This window comes from Kibdelosporangium philippinense (genome assembly GCF_021390435.2).
GTDB lineage: Bacteria > Actinomycetota > Actinomycetes > Mycobacteriales > Pseudonocardiaceae > Kibdelosporangium > Kibdelosporangium philippinense.
This window is the reverse complement of the sequence record NZ_JAJVCN010000004.1, coordinates 411180-428797: the sequence shown is the minus strand read 5'-3', so window position 1 is coordinate 428797 and position 17618 is coordinate 411180. Positions and strand designations below refer to the sequence as shown.

Sequence of the window (17618 nt, the reverse complement as noted above, 5' to 3'; positions counted from 1 at the left end):
TCGACACACCAAAACATCTTCGCACGAACCGCTTGATTTTTGACGCACACGGAGCGTCCATGTGTTCGTCAAAACAACCACCGCGCCAAGGAACAACATGGCTTTCGTAGAGCAAATCGGCAAAAACTCGTGGCGCGTCCGCTACACCAAAGACGACGGCACGATCGGGTCGATCCCAGGCTTCACATCCAAGACGACCGCACAGGACAAGGCCGACGAGATCGACGCGGACCGACGGCGAGGCACCTTCCTCGACCCCAGCGCAGGAAAGCTGCTGCTCGGCGAATTCACCACACCCTGGTTCGACAGCATCGACGTCGCCCGCTCCACCGAGGCACAATATGACAGCCTGATCCGCAACCACATCATTCCCCGATGGGGCACCACCTGTCTCGACAGCATCACCGGGATCGGGGTCCGCAGCTGGAAGAAGAAACTACGCACCCAAGGCTATGCGGAATCGACCATAAAGACGATCGTCAAGATTCTTTCGATGATGCTGGCGGACGCGGCCGACGAACAACTTATCGCCGCCAACCCCATCAAGCCCCAGCGCCGAGGTAAGCGACAGCACGCCAAACGCAAAGAGGCACTGTGGGCCACCCCCGAGCAAGTCCTCCGGATCGCACTACAAGCAGCAGGACTCGTCGGAATCCGCGCCGCGATCCTCATCATCACCGCCGCATGGACCGGCGCCCGCTGGGGAGAACTCACAGGGCTGCAGCGCATCAACACCCACCTCGACGACGGCCGCATCGTCATCGATCCCGACATCGGCGCGTTGCACGAAGTCGGCAGCTCGCTCTACCTCGGACCGCCCAAAACCGCCGAGTCGATCCGCACCATCACACTGCCGTCATTCCTCATCCGGCTACTGCAGTGGCTTCTCGACAGCCACGACCACCCACACGTATTCGTCACCACCGACGGCCAACTCCTCCGCCGATCCAACTTCGCCCGCCGCGCGATGCGACCCGCCGCCGACGGCAACCTCAACCGCAAACGCCCACCCATCTGGGTCCACCCAGTCGTCCCCGGCCTGACCTTCCACCAACTACGGCACAGCCACAAAACCTGGCTCATCGCCGACGCCATCCCCGAAGTAGCCCAAGCCCTCCGACTCGGCCACATCATCCAAGACGAAGTCAAACGCATCTACTCACACATCGCCCCCGAAGTCGAAGTCCGCCTTCTCAACGCACTCGAAACCCGCTGGGCCAACGCAGTCGCCACCATGCTCGACACTGCCAACACGCCAGACACAACACACCGCCCGAACATGCTCGAACTCCTTCCTTCCTTGACCCTCACCGCAGCCTGAAACCCCAAATCTAACGGGGCAACGACGTCACGTTCGACCCGATCTCACCTCGACTCAACAAACAACCACGCGAAGCGGACACCGCCATGTCACATCAACCACGCCCCCGCATACACCTCCACGACGAGGGCGACTTCATCGCCGCAGTCCCGTACATGCTCGGCTACCGCCCCGAGAACTCCCTCGTCGTCACCACACACACCAAAAAACCACAACAGAACATCGCTCTGTGCCTGCGGTCCGACATCCCACCGGAACACCTGTACCAGTCACTCGCCGAACAGCTCAAGATTCCCATCACCGGATCAGACGCTGCCAGCGCAACGATCCTGGTGATCTGCAACGACTCAGCCAAACACGCCCCACCACACAGAGCTCTCGTCAACGCCCTCACCGAAACCTTCAACGCCAACAGTGTGACCGTCCACGACGCACTCTGGGCCCCAGACATCACAGCGGGAGCACGGTGGTCGTGTTACTCCAACCCAGAACGAAGCGGCCAGATCCCCGACCCGAAGGCCTCCGCCATAGCCATAGCTTCCACGATGTCCGGCTCCATCACGTACGACAGCAAAGCGGACATGCGCGCATCCCTGGAACCCTGCGACGCCAACCTGCTGAGCCACAGAAGCAAACGAATCTCCGCCGCACTGCGCCACAGCCCCAACGAGACCAGCTCGCTCAAACTTGTCGACGACACTCTCACCCAAGCGAGCGACGAGACACTCAACTTGGACGACAATCGCATCGTGGACCTCGCCGTCGCCCTGACACACGTCCATGTCAGAGACCACTGCCTCAAACCGGAAGTCACCCGGCGGGATGCTCGTATCGAGCAGCTTTGGGTCGACCTAACACGCGCACTGCCCGCCCCCTACCGAGCCGAATCAGCCTTCCTGCTCGCCGTCACCGCCTACCTGCGTGGCGACGGAGCACTCGCCGGAATCGCGCTTGACGTCGCCCGGCAAGCCAACCCTGCTCACCGCGCGACCCGCATTATGCGCCACGCCATGGACATGGGCCTGCGACCCGACGCTGTGGCGGAGGCGCTGGCAATCGCATTCCCTCAGCAGAAGCCATAGTTGATCGCGGCCGCGCTGATCCCCTTGGCTGTCTCGGCAGGTTCACGGACGAATCTGACTGCTTCGAGGAGACTTCGCTCAAGGATTGATCGTGTCAGACCGCAGATGCCGATGGTCCAACTCCAGTGGGCTTCGATGCATGCCTCTGGAGAGCAGAGAACAAGGTCAGGTCCCAGCTTGCCGCTTGATGCTGCAATGGAAGGCCAACCGACAACCACAAGTCAGCAGAGAACAACCTTCCTCTCGGCACGTGTCAGCGCGACGTACAACACTCGATCGTCGAAGCGGTGCTCCTCCAGACCTGCGGCAAGCCGCGCCAATTCGGCCTTGCCGAGTCGTACGCCGACTACAGGCCATTCGCGTCCCTTCGATTGGTGCACCGTCATTCCAGGAACCAAGTGCGACTCGCCCATGCGCCGAGCTATCGCGAGTAGTCTCGCCTGTTGCACAGCTTCTCCTGCTTTGGGTAAGCGGCGAAGTCGGCTGGGACTACCTAGTACACGTAAGATTGCTCGCAAAGCTGTGATGGCTGCTGTGGCTGCTTGCGGAGTAGCCGGTCGAAGGACTTCTAGGATCGATCCCATCACAGCTCCATTGGAGCGAAGCACATCGAAGTCGAGCCCCAGTATGGCTGCTGCTTCGTCGGCGTAAATCGCCGAGTGTCCAAAGTGTCCCTGTATCAGCCGGTCCAACAGGAGAGCGATCGCCGCGTCAGTTTGGTTGTCGAGACGTCCGAAGGACAAAGGCAGTACGCAGGCTGGACCTGTCCAGAGATTGTCCCACTTGTGAGAGAGGACCACATCGCACTCGGTCGGGTCGGAGGTGGCATCCAGCATGATGGACTGTCCAGCTCGAGCCTTCTCCGCGGTCTCGACCATGCCGGAGGTCTTGAATCGAAAGGATGTTGTAACGGGGAAAGACTCAAAGCCTTCGTTCTCGACGAGTTGCGGCACGAGCTCTGGTCGCGCGCCGCGGAAGTCATACAGGGCTTGCCAGGGATCGCCGATCAGCGTGGTGTTGACTCCGGCGGATGCCGCCAAGCGTACGAGTTCAAGGTCAAGTTCGTTGGCATCGAACACCTCGTCGACGATGATGGCCTTGGTGGTAGAAGTTAGGTAGTTCGCCACCTCAGCCCGGAGTTCGGCTCGGTCGAGGACCGCAGCGATCACCTGCCGGACTTCTGCGTGGGTACATCGTCCGGCCGCTAGGTGCTTCTCAAAATCACCTTTCGTCCCTATGTGGTAATCGGCTCTCGTGACCTTCAGCGAGCCCGAATACACACTCGTCTCGCACAGGACGGCAATTCGCCGATATCCCATACCCTGTGACATCAACCGGGCGCCCTGTTGACCTCGCCAAGTGTCGAGCACCGTGAGTTCAGTATGACCACCCATCCACGAGATCACCCTGCGCCGCAAAAGAAACATCAGTATTTCGCAATGCAGTGTGTCGATTGTGAGCGCTTGTTGCGGCCAAGACAAGGCACGGCTTCCCCACCGCCGACGGATTCGGGCCGCGAGCTCGCCTCGTGCCGATCGAGTGAAGCTTAGAGCAAGTATTCTGCGGGCGTCTAAAGTTGAGTCGTATCGAATCACACCGAAACGCTCAGCAGCAACGGTGGTCTTTCCCGACCCTGGCGCAGCCACGATGAACGTCCGGGTGGCCATGGTCTCCGCGGCCGTCCGCTGCTCAGCGGTCAGCGGCGAGCGGATCGGCATCCTCGTCTTCGCTTTCGTTAGCGCCTTCATAAAGAAAGTCGTACATCGTTGCCACGTGATCCGGCACAACGACAGGCTCGCCTGTCTCCTCACGACGTAACAGCTCGTCGGCGAGCGCGAGCGCGAATTCCGCCTTGCGTGGCCTAGCGGTCGTCGAGAACAACGCGTCGATTGTGGTCACGTTGAACGGATCTGGTACATCTACCCCAATCTGTGTCAGGGCCGCGCGCACAGCCTGATCATTGCCGATCATGATGGCGGGTTCGAGGGTCGGCCAGTTGTAGAAGCCTTGCACAGTCGCGCGATCGCATGCAGTGATCCATTTGGATTCGGTGAAGGATTCGGGAGGTCTCTTGTCGGTATCCGTGAACACAGCAATCCGGCCGGCGATCTCGTACCCTGGAGCCGCCAAGAGATCAACCGGCCAACGTCCTGGCTTGCAGCCCATGACAGTGATGGTGAGTGCCTCGACGAACCGTCGTTTGAGATCATCGGTACCTGCCCATGCACGTCCAAGCTGTCGCAGGATCGCACCTTCGGTTACTCCTTCTGTGATGATCATGCGTTCGGCGAACAATGCTGATGAACGAGTGGCGTCAAGGTGTAACCGCGCCATTCGAAGTGTGCGCTTCTTGTCGTGAATGGGCATGGTCGCCAACACGCGGGACACTCGTCGCCCGTCTTGCTGCCGCCGCAGTACCACAAGTTCTTCGGGCTTGCAGGCAGAGATAATGTCACCCGCGTGACTGCTGATGATCGTCTGGAGTTCTGGTCGTGCTGCTGTGATGTGTCGAAGGTACCGGGTCAGACCATGCTGTAGCTGGGGATGCAGATGGGCCTCGGGCTCTTCAATGACGACCGTGACATGAAACCGATCAGGGAAGAACGCGTCCTCTCTCGACTCGGCCTCCGCTTCACGCTGAACAGCACGTTCGGTCTCGGTTGGTGCACCTGCTTCAACGTCGTCACTCTCGTCAGATCCAACCGACTCATCGTCGTCGGCGCCGATATTCGTTGCGGACTTGGCCAAGTCTGGGATGGCCGCAAGTGTGACAGCGATGTGCAATAGGTTCACGTAGCCTAGACCAGACACTTCCAACCTCTGCGCGAAAGCTCTGTCGTCAATGGTGCCGAGAAGCAGTTCCAATACTCTAGCGAGATACGCGTCGTCGACAACTTGGCCTCCAACGAACGCAAACTGATGACTGACACCCGAAGACAGTGCGCTGAGGTGTCCGCGAACGCGCTGTTCCACAGCCGCGATTAGGCCGGTCTTGATCAGCGCATCCAGCAAACGGCGGGCACGAGAACGAAGGTCGACCAGATTTCGGTGCCCCTGGCGCGCCTGTTGTTCTGCACGGAAGAGCTCGATCAGGACTTGCGCTTCCCGACGTGCCAGTTCGTCGAGCGGGTTGCGGTAGGCCGGGAGATAGATGACCCGCAACGCGTCGAATGCTTCCGGCTCTGTACCCACCGTTCTAGCGCGGACCCTCCCGAGGTTCCGTTCAAGCTGTCGGGTCCAAGTCGGCGCCGGCATGGCGAGGTTCTGCAGCATCTGCCCGACAGGCCCTTCGTCATTCGCCTCGGCGCTGAAGGTGTACGCAACATCGATCTGCCTCGATGTGTCTACGGAGAGGGTGGCGACAGTTGGCCGAGGAATCTGCGGAAAACAGTGTGGATGAGCGAGGTACAAAGCATCAGCCACTGTGCTCTTACCCGCGTTGTTCGCGCCCACCAACAATGAGAACCGCCCCGGAAACTCGCAGACGATCTCCTCGTCCACTGCCGCCCGAAAACCGCGGACAACGACCTGCCGTAAGTACACCCGTCCTCCATGAACGAAGCTAAACCGATGCCTTGGACCGCAGCAGGTGCCCATCTACCACGCAAGGCCAGAGCCCAGTCACCACGAACCGTAGGATCCAAGAACGTTACACAATGCACTTAGCGCTTGCCGTGACGACCAACTCAACACGGGCATCCTGCTCTACATGTCCTTATCCTCCTATCAGAGCCCTGCTGGATCAAGCAGAGCTCGAACTCCGGCCACTTTAGACGCAACGCCCTCGACCTCGAGTACAACCTTTAACACCGGCGTTTTCGGCTCATTCACACCGATTTCGGCCTGGCACTTTACAAACAGCGCTGGCCACAGGAGTTCAGCAAGCTCAACCTTGTCCTCTCTGATGCGCAACCGCCCCATGGGCACCTTGATGTCCGCGTGCACCGCTCGCGCTTCCTGGAGTTTCGCTCGCAGGTCACGTTCCCAACTCGGCGAGCTGACCAGTTGGTTGTTTTGTCGAACTGCGAGTGTCGTGAGAGCGGAAACAAGTTCGTCGTCGCTGAAGTTCGCCAGTTCGTACTTGTCGTCACCCCACACTCGGACATGTACCAAGGCATCGAGGACGTCGTCGCCGATGTCCGCTTCTTGATGGCGAACTTCCTCACGAATGGCTTGCTGTAGATTGCGGCGGATCTTGTCCCGATCTACCTGGGTCGCGAAGTCGTTCTCTGGATCCATTGCTATGGCAAGCGCCGTGAGTGACGCGTCCAGAAGCCATCGATCATCGATTCGACGACCGATGCGGGGTGTGATCCCGTAACGAGCGATCAGGTGTGCGTTGATTCGTGAGCTCTTGGTCTGTTGGACGCGAACATCTTGAGGTTGAGTCATGCCGATCTCGGCCAACAGCCGCGGGATGTGGCAGAGCTCTGTCTCACCTTCGACCAGGAGAATGACCTTCGGATACGGCGAGAGACCAAGATCGGCAAGCGCCCGTTCGAGCGTCGACGCCTCCTGGTACCGAGGCGTCAGCCTGTCGTGCTGCGCCGTCCAGACACGCGCTCCGGTGAGATCAGGCAGCGGATCCACAACACTCGCCACTGCGAGATCTTCGTGTGCCCTCAACAGAATCTCAGCAGCGATTCGTCGCCACATCGCATCGAGCGGCTCGCCGCGCAATCTCGACCACGCGTCATAACTGGCGTACCGCAACAGAGACAGCCACTTCGCAAGCGGTTCACGATGCGCCTGGACGAGCAGCCTGTCAGCCTGCCGCGCAAGGTCGGCAGGCTCAGACCCTGTCACTCGCAGAAGTTCTGCTACGTCGGAAGCAGCCCGGGCCTTTTGCAGCTCTTCCCATTCCGTGAGCGGCGGCAACTTCAACTTCCCAACTACGGCAGGAAAATAGTGTGTCGCCAGTGCGGCCAAGACGAGAGCTACTCGCCGGCGGACGACTCGCTGTTTGTGAAAGTTCAGCGGCACCAAGTGTCCTCTTCGGACGTACCGGTACTCGTCCATCGCATCTCGGACGTGAAGTAACTGCCACGAAGAGTAGATGAACCCGTTCCACCACCGGCGAGGATCTTCGCCCGGAGGTCGTTGATACGGCCAGGCGACGGAGTAACCTTCGTCGGCCGAGTCGCGAAGACGCCCCTCAGCCGCAGCGTCCAACATCCAGCCGTGCGGGTTCTCCCCCATGCCCCGTCGGACCTCGATGCGACGGCCCTCAACGGGAATGCGGCTCACTCGGTATAGCGGCAGAAACAATCCACAGCGGTGCAACTCCGCCAAGTCCTCGATCTTCAGGTCCAGACCGCGTTCCTTGGCCTTCTTAACGAAATCTCCCGATGAGAGAAGATCATCCTGCGTGAAGACAAAGGGAATTCTCAGCAGCGCAAGCGCACTGCCCAGACAGGGATAGTCACGTTGCGATGACAAGCTTTCTTCGTTGTTCATCAGTACGTCCTGACAGAGCCCGCGACCCGCGCCTCAAGGCTTGCTACGGCAGCGGCCAGGCTAGTCACGAGACGCGCGCCGCCATTCCTACCCCGCCAGGCACGAGTGAGATAATCGCCCGCCTTCTTCTCGCAGACCACGACATCCGCATATGCGCTGGCGCAAGCCAAGTAGAACACATCCGTCAGATCGTGACTGTTCCAAGCATCCCCAGCATTGCGAAGCCGAACATGAGTGGCTTCGTAGACTGTCCCGACGAACGGCACTGATGACACGTCTTGTTGGGCGTGTTCAAATAGCCATGTGCGGTGTTGCTCTTGCGTCATACCGGTAGTTGTCAAGTCCAATTGAGACGGTTTGTGTCTACAGGGCTGGTTGTGACTGTGGAATGGGTTGGTTGATCCAGACTGCCTCGGGCAGTTTGGGTGGCCGGGGTCGGCGGGTGAAGCGTTCGGGGTGTGCGGCGTAGGCCCGGTTGAGGGTGGTTTGGCGTTGGGTCTGGATCTGCTCGGCGGTGCCGAAGTGGACCGAGGCCGGGGTGTGCATCCCGATCCCGGAATGCCGGTGTTCGTGGTTGTAGGCCAGGAAGAAGCTCTCGCAGAACGCGCGGGCGTCGGCCAGTGACCCGAACCGGTCGGGAAAATCCGGCACGTACTTCATCGTCTTGAACTGGGCTTCGGAGTACGGGTTGTCGTTCGAGGTTCGGGGGCGGGAATGCGACCGCAGCACGCCGAGATCGACCAGGAGGTCGGACACTGGTTTGGAGACCATCGCCCCGCCGCGGTCGGCGTGGATGGTGTGCGGCTCGACCCCGTTGCGGGCGACCGCGTCAGCGAGGAAATCCTTGGCCACGACCGCGTCCTCGGCCGCGGCGACCAGCCAGCCCGTCACATAGCGGGAGAAGATGTCCAGCACGACATAGCACTTGTACCAGACGCCTTTGACCGGTCCTTTCAACGCGGTGATGTCCCAGGACCACACCTCGCTGGGGCCGCGGGCGATCAGCTCCGGGCGGACCCGGGGTGGATGGGTGGCCAGCCGGCGGCGTTCGGACACCTGCCCAGCCGCGCGGGCGATGCGGTACATGGTGGAGATCGAGCAGTGATATCGGCCCTCGTCCAGCTCGCGGGCCCAGACCTGTGGGATCGCCAGATCCGCGTAGGTCGGGCTGGTTAGCAAGGCCAGCACGGCTGTGCGTTCGGTGTCGGTCAACGCCGAGGGCGGTGGTTGGCGCGGTAGCCACGGACCGTGCTTGGCCGGCGGCGGGTTGGCGCGCCGGTAGTAGGTCGCGCGGGAGATCCCGGTCAGCGCGCACGACTGCTGCACCGAGACCTCGGCTGCGCGTAGTTCGGTGAACGCGGCCGTCATGACGTCCTCGGCGGCTCGTCGTTCTCCGCGCTCTCGGAGAGTCCTTCCAAGAGCGCGTGTGCTTTTCCCATGATGTCCAGCGCTATCCGGGTTTTCGCCAGGTCGGATCGCAGTTTCTCGTTCTGGCGGCGGAGTTTCTCCAGCTCGATCTGCTCGGCTGATTTCTTCGAGCGTTTCGCCGGTGTCGACGGGTCCGCCGGGCCGCTGGTCAGGGCGGCCGCGTCGCGGGCGCGTGTCCACTCGATGATGTGCGAGGAATACAGGCCTTCCCGGCGCAGGATCGCGCCTTTCTCGCCGTTGGGGGCGTTCTCGTACTCGGTGACGATCGCCAGCTTGTACTCCGGGCTGAACACCCGCCGGGACGGACGCGGCGCGGGATCGCCCGCCGGTGTCGACGGGATGGGCTGGTCGTCAGCGGGAGTGGACACGTACACAAGGATCTCCGATCCCGCCCTTGGTCAGGAACCCCGGTACTCACACCGGGTGTCTCACACGATCCTGACAAAGAGGGTACCGGCCGCCAATGCCGCCCACACCACATCGTCCCGCATGTCCATCAGCACACGCACCAAGACGACTTCACGCGAGTGCTCGCGCGCAGTCAGGTTGTCGCGAAGCTGCTGTGACAGTTCGTGAAACGAGGTGGCCCATCGGTCGGCCATCTCCATCGCAACAGTCGCATCAACCGGCTCTTCATCGAGAAGCGCTGAGTACAAAGCCGTAACCCAAGTAAGCCGACGATGCAGGTCAGCCAACGCATTCGGCAACGAACTCGTCACTGGTTCGTACTTATCAAACAATGCACCCGGCTCTAGAGTGAACACCGAGCTAGCACGGCTCGAGTCTGCCGACGTGCCACGTTGGCGCGCCCGGAACATCGCCGTCAGCTCGTCTCGCCGAACTTGCAATGGGCAGCGCATCTGCCAGCCACTTGAGAGCTCAAGCATCAGCGGAATGAGGGTGGCTCGGTACGTGGGACGCGCCGAACCGATCTCTGACGTATGCGCACTCGACAAGGGAAGGATGATCTGCTTATTGCGCGCCCATCCGATCACCGTGGCTGCGGCATGCCGCTCAGTCTCGTTCAGTTTCTCCGGACTGTGCAGGCATCGAGCAAGACTGACCCAATGACACTGATCCAGGTAGACCACATGCCTGGCCGCGCGAGACTGGTCATCGCGGCCGTGGCCCACCTCCACGGTCACATAACGGCCTTCGACAAGATGGAGAATCAGCGTCCGGCTAGCAACCTCATAGACAGTTGAGCGGATCCCCAGCCTCGGATCGAAGGATTGCTCGCTTGGTTCGGACACCTCGCGACCGTCGGCCAACACGATCGTGTGGACACCACGCTCGTGGTCCTGCTCGAACCGAACGATCTTCGAACCGAGGCTCATTCGCTTAGTGTGAACCCCGCTGCCAACTGTTTTTGCTTCATCACACCCGCGTGTCTGTAGGAGCTAGTGCCGGTTCGAAGTATTCAAACGGAGGCGAGCTTGGTGGCACACGACTACAGCGATAGTTGCTTCGCCTAAACATCTTGTTGCGTCAGGAGCCCTGTCCAGCCTCCGATCAGTGGTGCGATATATTCATTCTGGAGTCAGGACGCGCAAGCTCCCGGCCGCTGTCATCCCGTCCCACGCCGGACCGATGCATAGCTCGGCCAGAGGTCCCACGGTCCAGCGCTAGCAGTGAAACCTGTCCGGATGACCATCGTCTAGGCGCAGGCGGGCGTGGGCGCCGGTGCTGGAACAGGCGAAGAACCATGTCGGACGACAAGAACCATGCCCAGAATGCAGACATTCAGATCCTAATGCTCTTGTTGGGCGCCAGTCGCTTGGAGGCCGCCCAAACTCTGCGTGGCCAGTTGGGTGAAGAGGCTCTCGGACATGCCAAAGGGATGCTGCAGCGGGTACACAAAGTTGCTGCGGAGCACAAGACGGCACACGGTGGCACGTACACCAATGCCCTGAATGAAGTGCTCTGTAAACCGCACGTCCTCGCTCCAGAGTCAGCGCCCTCTTTGTCAGGATCGTGTGAGACACCCGGTGTGAGTACCGGGGTTCCTGACCAAGGGCGGGATCGGAGATCCTTGTGTACGTGTCCACTCCCGCTGACGACCAGCCCATCCCGTCGACACCGGCGGGCGATCCCGCGCCGCGTCCGTCCCGGCGGGTGTTCAGCCCGGAGTACAAGCTGGCGATCGTCACCGAGTACGAGAACGCCCCCAACGGCGAGAAAGGCGCGATCCTGCGCCGGGAAGGCCTGTATTCCTCGCACATCATCGAGTGGACACGCGCCCGCGACGCGGCCGCCCTGACCAGCGGCCCGGCGGACCCGTCGACACCGGCGAAACGCTCGAAGAAATCAGCCGAGCAGATCGAGCTGGAGAAACTCCGCCGCCAGAACGAGAAACTGCGATCCGACCTGGCGAAAACCCGGATAGCGCTGGACATCATGGGAAAAGCACACGCGCTCTTGGAAGGACTCTCCGAGAGCGCGGAGAACGACGAGCCGCCGAGGACGTCATGACGGCCGCGTTCACCGAACTACGCGCAGCCGAGGTCTCGGTGCAGCAGTCGTGCGCGCTGACCGGGATCTCCCGCGCGACCTACTACCGGCGCGCCAACCCGCCGCCGGCCAAGCACGGTCCGTGGCTACCGCGCCAACCACCGCCCTCGGCGTTGACCGACACCGAACGCACAGCCGTGCTGGCCTTGCTAACCAGCCCGACCTACGCGGATCTGGCGATCCCACAGGTCTGGGCCCGCGAGCTGGACGAGGGCCGATATCACTGCTCGATCTCCACCATGTACCGCATCGCCCGCGCGGCTGGGCAGGTGTCCGAACGCCGCCGGCTGGCCACCCATCCACCCCGGGTCCGCCCGGAGCTGATCGCCCGCGGCCCCAGCGAGGTGTGGTCCTGGGACATCACCGCGTTGAAAGGACCGGTCAAAGGCGTCTGGTACAAGTGCTATGTCGTGCTGGACATCTTCTCCCGCTATGTGACGGGCTGGCTGGTCGCCGCGGCCGAGGACGCGGTCGTGGCCAAGGATTTCCTCGCTGACGCGGTCGCCCGCAACGGGGTCGAGCCGCACACCATCCACGCCGACCGCGGCGGGGCGATGGTCTCCAAACCAGTGTCCGACCTCCTGGTCGATCTCGGCGTGCTGCGGTCGCATTCCCGCCCCCGAACCTCGAACGACAACCCGTACTCCGAAGCCCAGTTCAAGACGATGAAGTACGTGCCGGATTTTCCCGACCGGTTCGGGTCACTGGCCGACGCCCGCGCGTTCTGCGAGAGCTTCTTCCTGGCCTACAACCACGAACACCGGCATTCCGGGATCGGGATGCACACCCCGGCCTCGGTCCACTTCGGCACCGCCGAGCAGATCCAGACCCAACGCCAAACCACCCTCAACCGGGCCTACGCCGCACACCCCGAACGCTTCACCCGCCGACCCCGGCCACCCAAACTGCCCGAGGCAGTCTGGATCAACCAACCCATTCCACAGTCACAACCAGCCCTGTAGACACAAACCGTCTCAATTGGACTTGACAACTACCGGCGTTCCCCGTCGTCCAACCCATTGGTGTGCAATGGTCTGCGTTGTACGGTATGTGCGTCGCCTTCGAGCGAAGCGTCGACGGCTTCACAGAGTCGCTTATGGGGGTCGTTCTCCCGGAAGTTAAGGGAAAACCAGCCAGGCCATTGCTTCGACTTGCTTTGGTGACCCCACCATCAACTCGTCAAGCGGGTGACGTCATGACCCTCGAAGTACGGCGCTGGCAGATGAATCCGACACCGACAGACCTTGATTCTTCACAATCGGGGCGAACGCACTGCCCCGTCGGCAGGCCGATCTACGAGTCCAGCGACGTACCCGCTGTACTCGCAACAGAGTCGACACTTCGGCTGCGCAGGCTCCGGCCCGGCCGCCTACAGGCGCCAATCGCAACGCAACGCTCAACTCGGCGCTCAGGGCGATCCATCCCGCTGTACGCCATCGCCGACACCGAGCCGATCCCCACCACATCCAGCAAGCAGGCCACACAAATACAGCGACGCCGAACGTGCGCACAATGCGGCCATATCTCTCAAGAGCCGTTCACAGAGGCCCGGGACGGCAAACGGTACTGCGACAGCCACATCGACGAGGCAAACAAGCGAGCACTTGCAGCAGAACAAGCTCGTGACCGTGTTTCATGCGCTGATTGGGCCCGCGAAGCGCTTGAGGACGATTCAACCGTGCTCGTAGCGATGCTCGGCCCGTCAGGGCCTGCTCCATTCCGGATCCGGATCGAAGACGTATCGGGGACCGTAGTACTCGACCAAACCGTGCCCGCCGAGCAGTTCCCCGACGAAATCGAGATCCTCATGGGTACAGTCGCCAACGAGGACCTCCCCGATTGGCTTTTCACCCGTGAGGCACAGCTCCTGTGCGACCACCGACTTCTGCTGATCGCGACTCTAGAGGCAGAGAAGATGTACACGTCGCTGCTCCGAGCTGCAGGCGTCAAGGCGAACCTACGGCACCTACGGAGTGACTCAAACAATAACATTTTGCGGCGCTATCGAGTTTGGAACGGCCAAGCGCCAATGAAGGAATCCCGGCGACATCGTCTTCTCACCGCAGGACTGGACAGCTGGTTCCCACCACCCCGCCGCTTCAAGGACCTCACCGCCGAGGAGATCGTGTTCGAGATGCGAACCATGCTCCTTGAAATGGCCGAGGCCAGTTCGGCGATTGAGGATTAGTCAGCGAGCCTCAGCCACACGTCGCCATTGAGTCGAGCAGCGAAGCCAACAAGTCGTTTCGCTGCCCGACTCAGTGGGCGTCACGCTCTATCAAGCGCCTCGTCGCCAGACTGCGACCCACATTCACCAACCCGGTCAAATCGGATGCCAGGCACGGCCGCGGTTCATTGGCTTCACATGACCAGACCTCTGCGCACCTCACTGGCCGCGCTGGACCACCACTCCGGCTGAGGACGCAGGACCACCAAAGGCTCATCAGCAGGTTCACCACTGGCCCGATGCCACGACAAACCGTCAGTAAACGGTCTCAACGAGCCCGAGGACCCGTGAACGACTCACAACGTTCCGCCGGGACGGCCAGTACGCGGCAACCACAACGAACCGACCAAACCGACGCACGCGTTCAGCGCAGTTGATGACACTCTGGGACTGTTACCGAAATGACACCCTGGAGCGACCAGTTTGGCGACCCTGTTTGGCCGTTGGGTCAAAAAGTTTCATGATCCACTCCAGTTTCGCTCCAGAATCGGCCTGTTGATCTTGATTCAGGCCACTGTGGACAGTCGGAGCATGATCATCACGCGAGCATGAAAAAGCCCGCTGACCTGGATGTTTACCCAGAGTCAGCGGGCTTCTTGCGACCGTCGGGACGACAGGATTTGAACCTGCGACCCCTTGACCCCCAGTCAAGTGCGCTACCAAACTGCGCCACGTCCCGGCCGCATCCGGTTTCCCGGTGCGAGGAGAAGCTTAGCGCACGCCCGCAGCCGCCTTACACCGGGTTACTTCTTGCGCTTCTCACGTACGCGCACCGACACCCGGACTGGGCTGCCGACGAAGCCGAACTCTTCACGGAACTTTCGTTCGATGAAGCGTCGGTAGCTTGCTTCCAGGAAGCCCGTGGTGAACAGGACCAGTGTTGGCGGCCTGGCCTGTGCTTGTGTCGCGAACAGGACCTTTGGCTGCTTTCCACTCCTTACTGGGGGTGGGGTTGCTGCGATCAGGTCGCTCAGCCAGGAGTTCAGCTGGCCTGTCGGCACTCGGGTGTCCCAGGACTTCAGGGCGGTACGCAGATGTGGCGCAAGTTTGTGGACCGACCTGCCCGTCAGGGCCGAGATGTTCACGCGCTCTGCCCACGGCACGCGGACCAGGCCTCGCTCCAGCTCCCTCACCAGTTGGTGCCTGCGGTCTTCGTCCACCAGGTCCCATTTGTTCATCGCTATTACGCAGGCTTTTCCGGATTCGACCACCATCGTCAGGACTCGCAGGTCCTGCTCGCTGATCGGGGTTGCCGCGTCCAGCAGGACGATCGCTACTTCGGCCGCGTCGATCGCTGCCTTTGTCCGCAGGGAGGCGTAGTACTCGGCTCCGCTTGCTGTGTTCACGCGTTTGCGAAGGCCTGCTGTGTCCACGAAGCGCCAGACCTCGTTGTCCAGGGTTACCAGGGAGTCGACTGGGTCGACCGTCGTCCCTGCTACCGAGTCCACTACGGCTCGGTCTTCGCCGGTCAGTTTGTTCAACAGTGAGGACTTGCCTACGTTCGGCTTTCCTACCAGCGCCACCCTTCGCGGGCCGCCGACTCTGTTGAAGTCGTCGCGGGGCGTTTCGGGCAGGACCTCAAGGATCTTGTCCAGCAGGTCTCCGCTGTTGCGGCCGTGCAGGGCGCTCACCGGGAAGGGTTCGCCGAGGCCAAGGTTCCACAGTGCCATCGCGTCTGCGAAGAGCCTGTCGTCGTCCACTTTGTTCGCTACGACGAGCACCGGTCGCTTCGATCGGCGCAGGATTCTGGCCGCGGCTTCTTCCGTTGCCGTTGCTCCTACCGCCGCGTCAACTACGAGCAGGATCGCGTCCGCTGTGGACATCGCGTATTCTGCTTGGGCCGCAACGGCTTTCTGCAGTCCTGCCGCGTCTGGCTCCCAGCCTCCGGTGTCCAGCACCGTGAATTTCCGGCCGTTCCACAACGCGTCGTACGCCACGCGGTCGCGTGTCACCCCTGGCACGTCCTGCACCACCGCTTCACGGCGGCCCAGTATCCGGTTCACCAGCGTCGACTTGCCGACGTTCGGCCTGCCAACCACCGCGAGCACCGGTTGGGCCGCCGCACCTTCGGCTTCTTCATCGGCACCGGGGGTGATGTCCCAATCGGACTCATCGACCCAGGTACCGTCCAGCTCAGTCATCGCAAGTCTCGCATTCGATCCAGTTCACCGACCAGGTCCGCGAGCGCGGTCCTGATCTGTTCGGTTCCGGCGACAAGCCCGGAACGGCCAGGTCCCACGGTCAGCTCAAAGGGCTTGCCGACCAGCACGTCCACCGTCGGCCGGAACCGCCTGCCCGATCCCTCGGGCCTACGGGTCCCGCGCACGGCCACCGGCTGCACGGTCGCACCGGACTGCCGCACGAGCCAGGCGGCGCCCTGCTCAGCGTTCAGCACGTCGCCGTCACCACGGGTTCCCTCGGGGAACACGCCGATCAAACCGCCTCCGCGCAGTACGCGCACGGCAGCGAGCAACGGCTTGCGATCCGGTTCTCCCCTGCGGATCGCCAGTTGCCCGATCGCCCGCAGGCCACGACCCGCTATCCCCTTGAAGAGCTCACCTTTGACGAGGAACACCGCTCGCCTCGGCACTATTCCGAACAGCACCTGCGGCTCGATCATCGAGCTGTGATTGGCCACGAGCACAACCGGACCGGTCCTCGGGAGCCGGTCCATGTGGTGCACCTCGAACCGGAATGCCGGCCGGTACAGGTACCTGCCGATCACCCTGCCCACTTCGTGCAACCACGGGATCGCGTCCTCTGGCAGGTCTGGCGCCGTGCTCACGGACTCACCGCCTGGCCCGTCCGCAGCCCTCGACTGTCCACAATGGCCAGCAGGGACGTCAGCACTCCGGCAAGGTCAAGGTCTGTCGTGTCCAACTCGACCGCGTCGTCAGCCTTACGCAGCGGGGACACCGCGCGCGACGAGTCATAGTTGTCGCGCCGTTGCACGTCCGCGAGCGTGCCCTCGACGGTCGCGGTACGTCCCGCAGCGGTGTCCTGGCGGGTGCGGCGCTGAGCACGCGCGTCGGCTGACGCGGTGAGGTACACCTTCAGTTCGGCGTCCGGTGCGACGACGGTTCCGATGTCACGCCCCTCGACGACGATGCCGCCCTGCGTGTTCACGACCGAGGCGATGATCGCGCGCTGCTGGTCGACAAGGATCCGCCGGACCTCGGCCACCGCCGACACCTCGGACACGGCCAGCGTGACCTCGGGGCCACGGATCTCGGCCGCGACGTCGACACCGTCCAGCAGGACTGTCGGGTCGAGCGGGTCGGTCCCGATGTCCAAGCGAGCGGTTCGGGCGACCTCGGCCGCGTCTCCCCCGGTACGCAGCACCGCGAGCGTCACTGCCCGGTACATCGCGCCCGTGTCCAGGTAGCCGGACCGCAAAGTACTGGCTAGCCGGCGCGCCACGGTGGACTTGCCGGTGCCGGAGGGGCCGTCAAGCGCGATCACCCCACGCAAATCACCCAGTACCACCCTGCCGCCTCCCGTCGAAAACCGTCCTCAGCCGTCTATTCTGCCTGGCCGTTGTGAACGCGAGCCGGTCAGGACGGCTGCAAACGTTTGCACCGCATCGCTGTGC

General features: G+C 62.0%; 14 protein-coding genes and 1 tRNA gene. 5 read left to right on the top strand and 10 right to left on the bottom strand.

Annotated features, from left to right (window positions below; translation table 11 throughout):
• The first annotated feature begins 97 nt into the window (after nt 1-97).
• Both LWC34_RS44890 and LWC34_RS44885 read left to right on the top strand, forming a co-directional pair.
• The gene (locus LWC34_RS44890) at nt 98-1321 is read left to right on the top strand and encodes a tyrosine-type recombinase/integrase (RefSeq protein ID WP_233731400.1); all 1224 of its coding nucleotides are present in this window, start codon (nt 98-100) and stop codon (nt 1319-1321) included.
• A gap of 86 nt (nt 1322-1407) precedes the next feature.
• The gene (locus LWC34_RS44885; RefSeq protein ID WP_233731399.1) at nt 1408-2403 is read left to right on the top strand and encodes a DUF4192 domain-containing protein; all 996 of its coding nucleotides are present in this window, start codon (nt 1408-1410) and stop codon (nt 2401-2403) included.
• Nucleotides 2404-2624: 221 nt separating this feature from the next.
• Here LWC34_RS44885 and LWC34_RS44880 read toward each other — a convergent pair whose 3' ends face one another.
• The 6 genes from LWC34_RS44880 to LWC34_RS44855 all read right to left on the bottom strand — a co-directional run bounded on the left by LWC34_RS44880 (nt 2625) and on the right by LWC34_RS44855 (nt 10625).
• Nucleotides 2625-4121, bottom strand: a complete 1497-nt coding sequence (locus tag LWC34_RS44880) for a UvrD-helicase domain-containing protein (RefSeq protein WP_233731398.1) — start codon at nt 4119-4121, stop codon at nt 2625-2627.
• Nucleotides 4093-5904 (bottom strand): ATP-dependent nuclease, encoded by a 1812-nt coding sequence (locus LWC34_RS44875; RefSeq protein ID WP_233731397.1) that lies wholly within the window; start codon nt 5902-5904, stop codon nt 4093-4095. The genes LWC34_RS44880 and LWC34_RS44875 overlap by 29 nt, the downstream gene beginning before the upstream one ends.
• A gap of 225 nt (nt 5905-6129) precedes the next feature.
• The gene (locus LWC34_RS44870; RefSeq protein WP_233731396.1) at nt 6130-7860 is read right to left on the bottom strand and encodes a hypothetical protein; all 1731 of its coding nucleotides are present in this window, start codon (nt 7858-7860) and stop codon (nt 6130-6132) included.
• Nucleotides 7861-8223: 363 nt separating this feature from the next.
• Nucleotides 8224-9228, bottom strand: a complete 1005-nt coding sequence (locus LWC34_RS44865; protein WP_233723014.1) for an IS3 family transposase — start codon at nt 9226-9228, stop codon at nt 8224-8226.
• Nucleotides 9225-9656, bottom strand: coding sequence for a hypothetical protein (locus LWC34_RS44860; RefSeq protein WP_233723013.1), 432 nt, complete (start codon nt 9654-9656; stop codon nt 9225-9227). The genes LWC34_RS44865 and LWC34_RS44860 overlap by 4 nt, the downstream gene beginning before the upstream one ends.
• 60 nt (nt 9657-9716) lie before the next feature.
• Entirely contained in the window at nt 9717-10625 is a 909-nt protein-coding gene (locus LWC34_RS44855) for a hypothetical protein (protein ID WP_233731395.1), read from the bottom strand.
• Between the two features lie 703 nt (nt 10626-11328).
• Here LWC34_RS44855 and LWC34_RS44850 point away from each other — a divergent pair.
• The 3 genes from LWC34_RS44850 (at nt 11329) to LWC34_RS44840 (ending at nt 13987) form a co-directional block, all read left to right on the top strand.
• Nucleotides 11329-11760, top strand: a complete 432-nt coding sequence (locus LWC34_RS44850; protein WP_233723013.1) for a hypothetical protein — start codon at nt 11329-11331, stop codon at nt 11758-11760.
• Nucleotides 11757-12761 (top strand): IS3 family transposase, encoded by a 1005-nt coding sequence (locus tag LWC34_RS44845; RefSeq protein WP_233723014.1) that lies wholly within the window; start codon nt 11757-11759, stop codon nt 12759-12761. The genes LWC34_RS44850 and LWC34_RS44845 overlap by 4 nt, the downstream gene beginning before the upstream one ends.
• A gap of 233 nt (nt 12762-12994) precedes the next feature.
• A complete protein-coding gene (locus LWC34_RS44840) occupies nt 12995-13987 on the top strand; it encodes a hypothetical protein (RefSeq protein WP_233731394.1) in 993 nt (330 codons plus the stop codon).
• A gap of 644 nt (nt 13988-14631) precedes the next feature.
• Here the strand turns inward: LWC34_RS44840 and LWC34_RS44835 are convergent.
• The 4 genes from LWC34_RS44835 to cmk form a co-directional block, all read right to left on the bottom strand.
• A tRNA-Pro gene (locus LWC34_RS44835) sits at nt 14632-14705 on the bottom strand.
• Between the two features lie 64 nt (nt 14706-14769).
• Complete coding sequence (gene der, locus LWC34_RS44830) at nt 14770-16167, bottom strand: ribosome biogenesis GTPase Der (protein ID WP_233731393.1); 1398 nt, start codon at nt 16165-16167, stop codon at nt 14770-14772.
• On the bottom strand, nt 16164-16811 hold the full coding sequence (locus tag LWC34_RS44825) for a lysophospholipid acyltransferase family protein (RefSeq protein WP_233731392.1): 648 nt from the start codon (nt 16809-16811) through the stop codon (nt 16164-16166). The genes der and LWC34_RS44825 overlap by 4 nt, the downstream gene beginning before the upstream one ends.
• Entirely contained in the window at nt 16808-17512 is a 705-nt protein-coding gene (gene cmk, locus LWC34_RS44820) for a (d)CMP kinase (RefSeq protein ID WP_233731391.1), read from the bottom strand. The genes LWC34_RS44825 and cmk overlap by 4 nt, the downstream gene beginning before the upstream one ends.
• Nucleotides 17513-17618 lie beyond the last annotated feature (106 nt).

What these genes read in the sequence shown, in the direction of transcription:
- LWC34_RS44890 (WP_233731400.1), top strand. Translation starts at nt 98, where the DNA reads ATGGCTTTCGTAGAGCAAATCGGCAAAAACTCGTGGCGCGTCCGCTAC.
- LWC34_RS44885 (WP_233731399.1), top strand. Translation starts at nt 1,408, where the DNA reads ATGTCACATCAACCACGCCCCCGCATACACCTCCACGACGAGGGCGAC.
- LWC34_RS44880 (WP_233731398.1), bottom strand. Translation starts at nt 4,121, where the DNA reads ATGCCGATCCGCTCGCCGCTGACCGCTGAGCAGCGGACGGCCGCGGAG.
- LWC34_RS44870 (WP_233731396.1), bottom strand. Translation starts at nt 7,860, where the DNA reads ATGAACAACGAAGAAAGCTTGTCATCGCAACGTGACTATCCCTGTCTG.
- LWC34_RS44865 (WP_233723014.1), bottom strand. Translation starts at nt 9,228, where the DNA reads ATGACGGCCGCGTTCACCGAACTACGCGCAGCCGAGGTCTCGGTGCAG.
- LWC34_RS44855 (WP_233731395.1), bottom strand. Translation starts at nt 10,625, where the DNA reads ATGAGCCTCGGTTCGAAGATCGTTCGGTTCGAGCAGGACCACGAGCGT.
- LWC34_RS44845 (WP_233723014.1), top strand. Translation starts at nt 11,757, where the DNA reads ATGACGGCCGCGTTCACCGAACTACGCGCAGCCGAGGTCTCGGTGCAG.
- LWC34_RS44840 (WP_233731394.1), top strand. Translation starts at nt 12,995, where the DNA reads ATGACCCTCGAAGTACGGCGCTGGCAGATGAATCCGACACCGACAGAC.
- der (WP_233731393.1), bottom strand. Translation starts at nt 16,167, where the DNA reads ATGACTGAGCTGGACGGTACCTGGGTCGATGAGTCCGATTGGGACATC.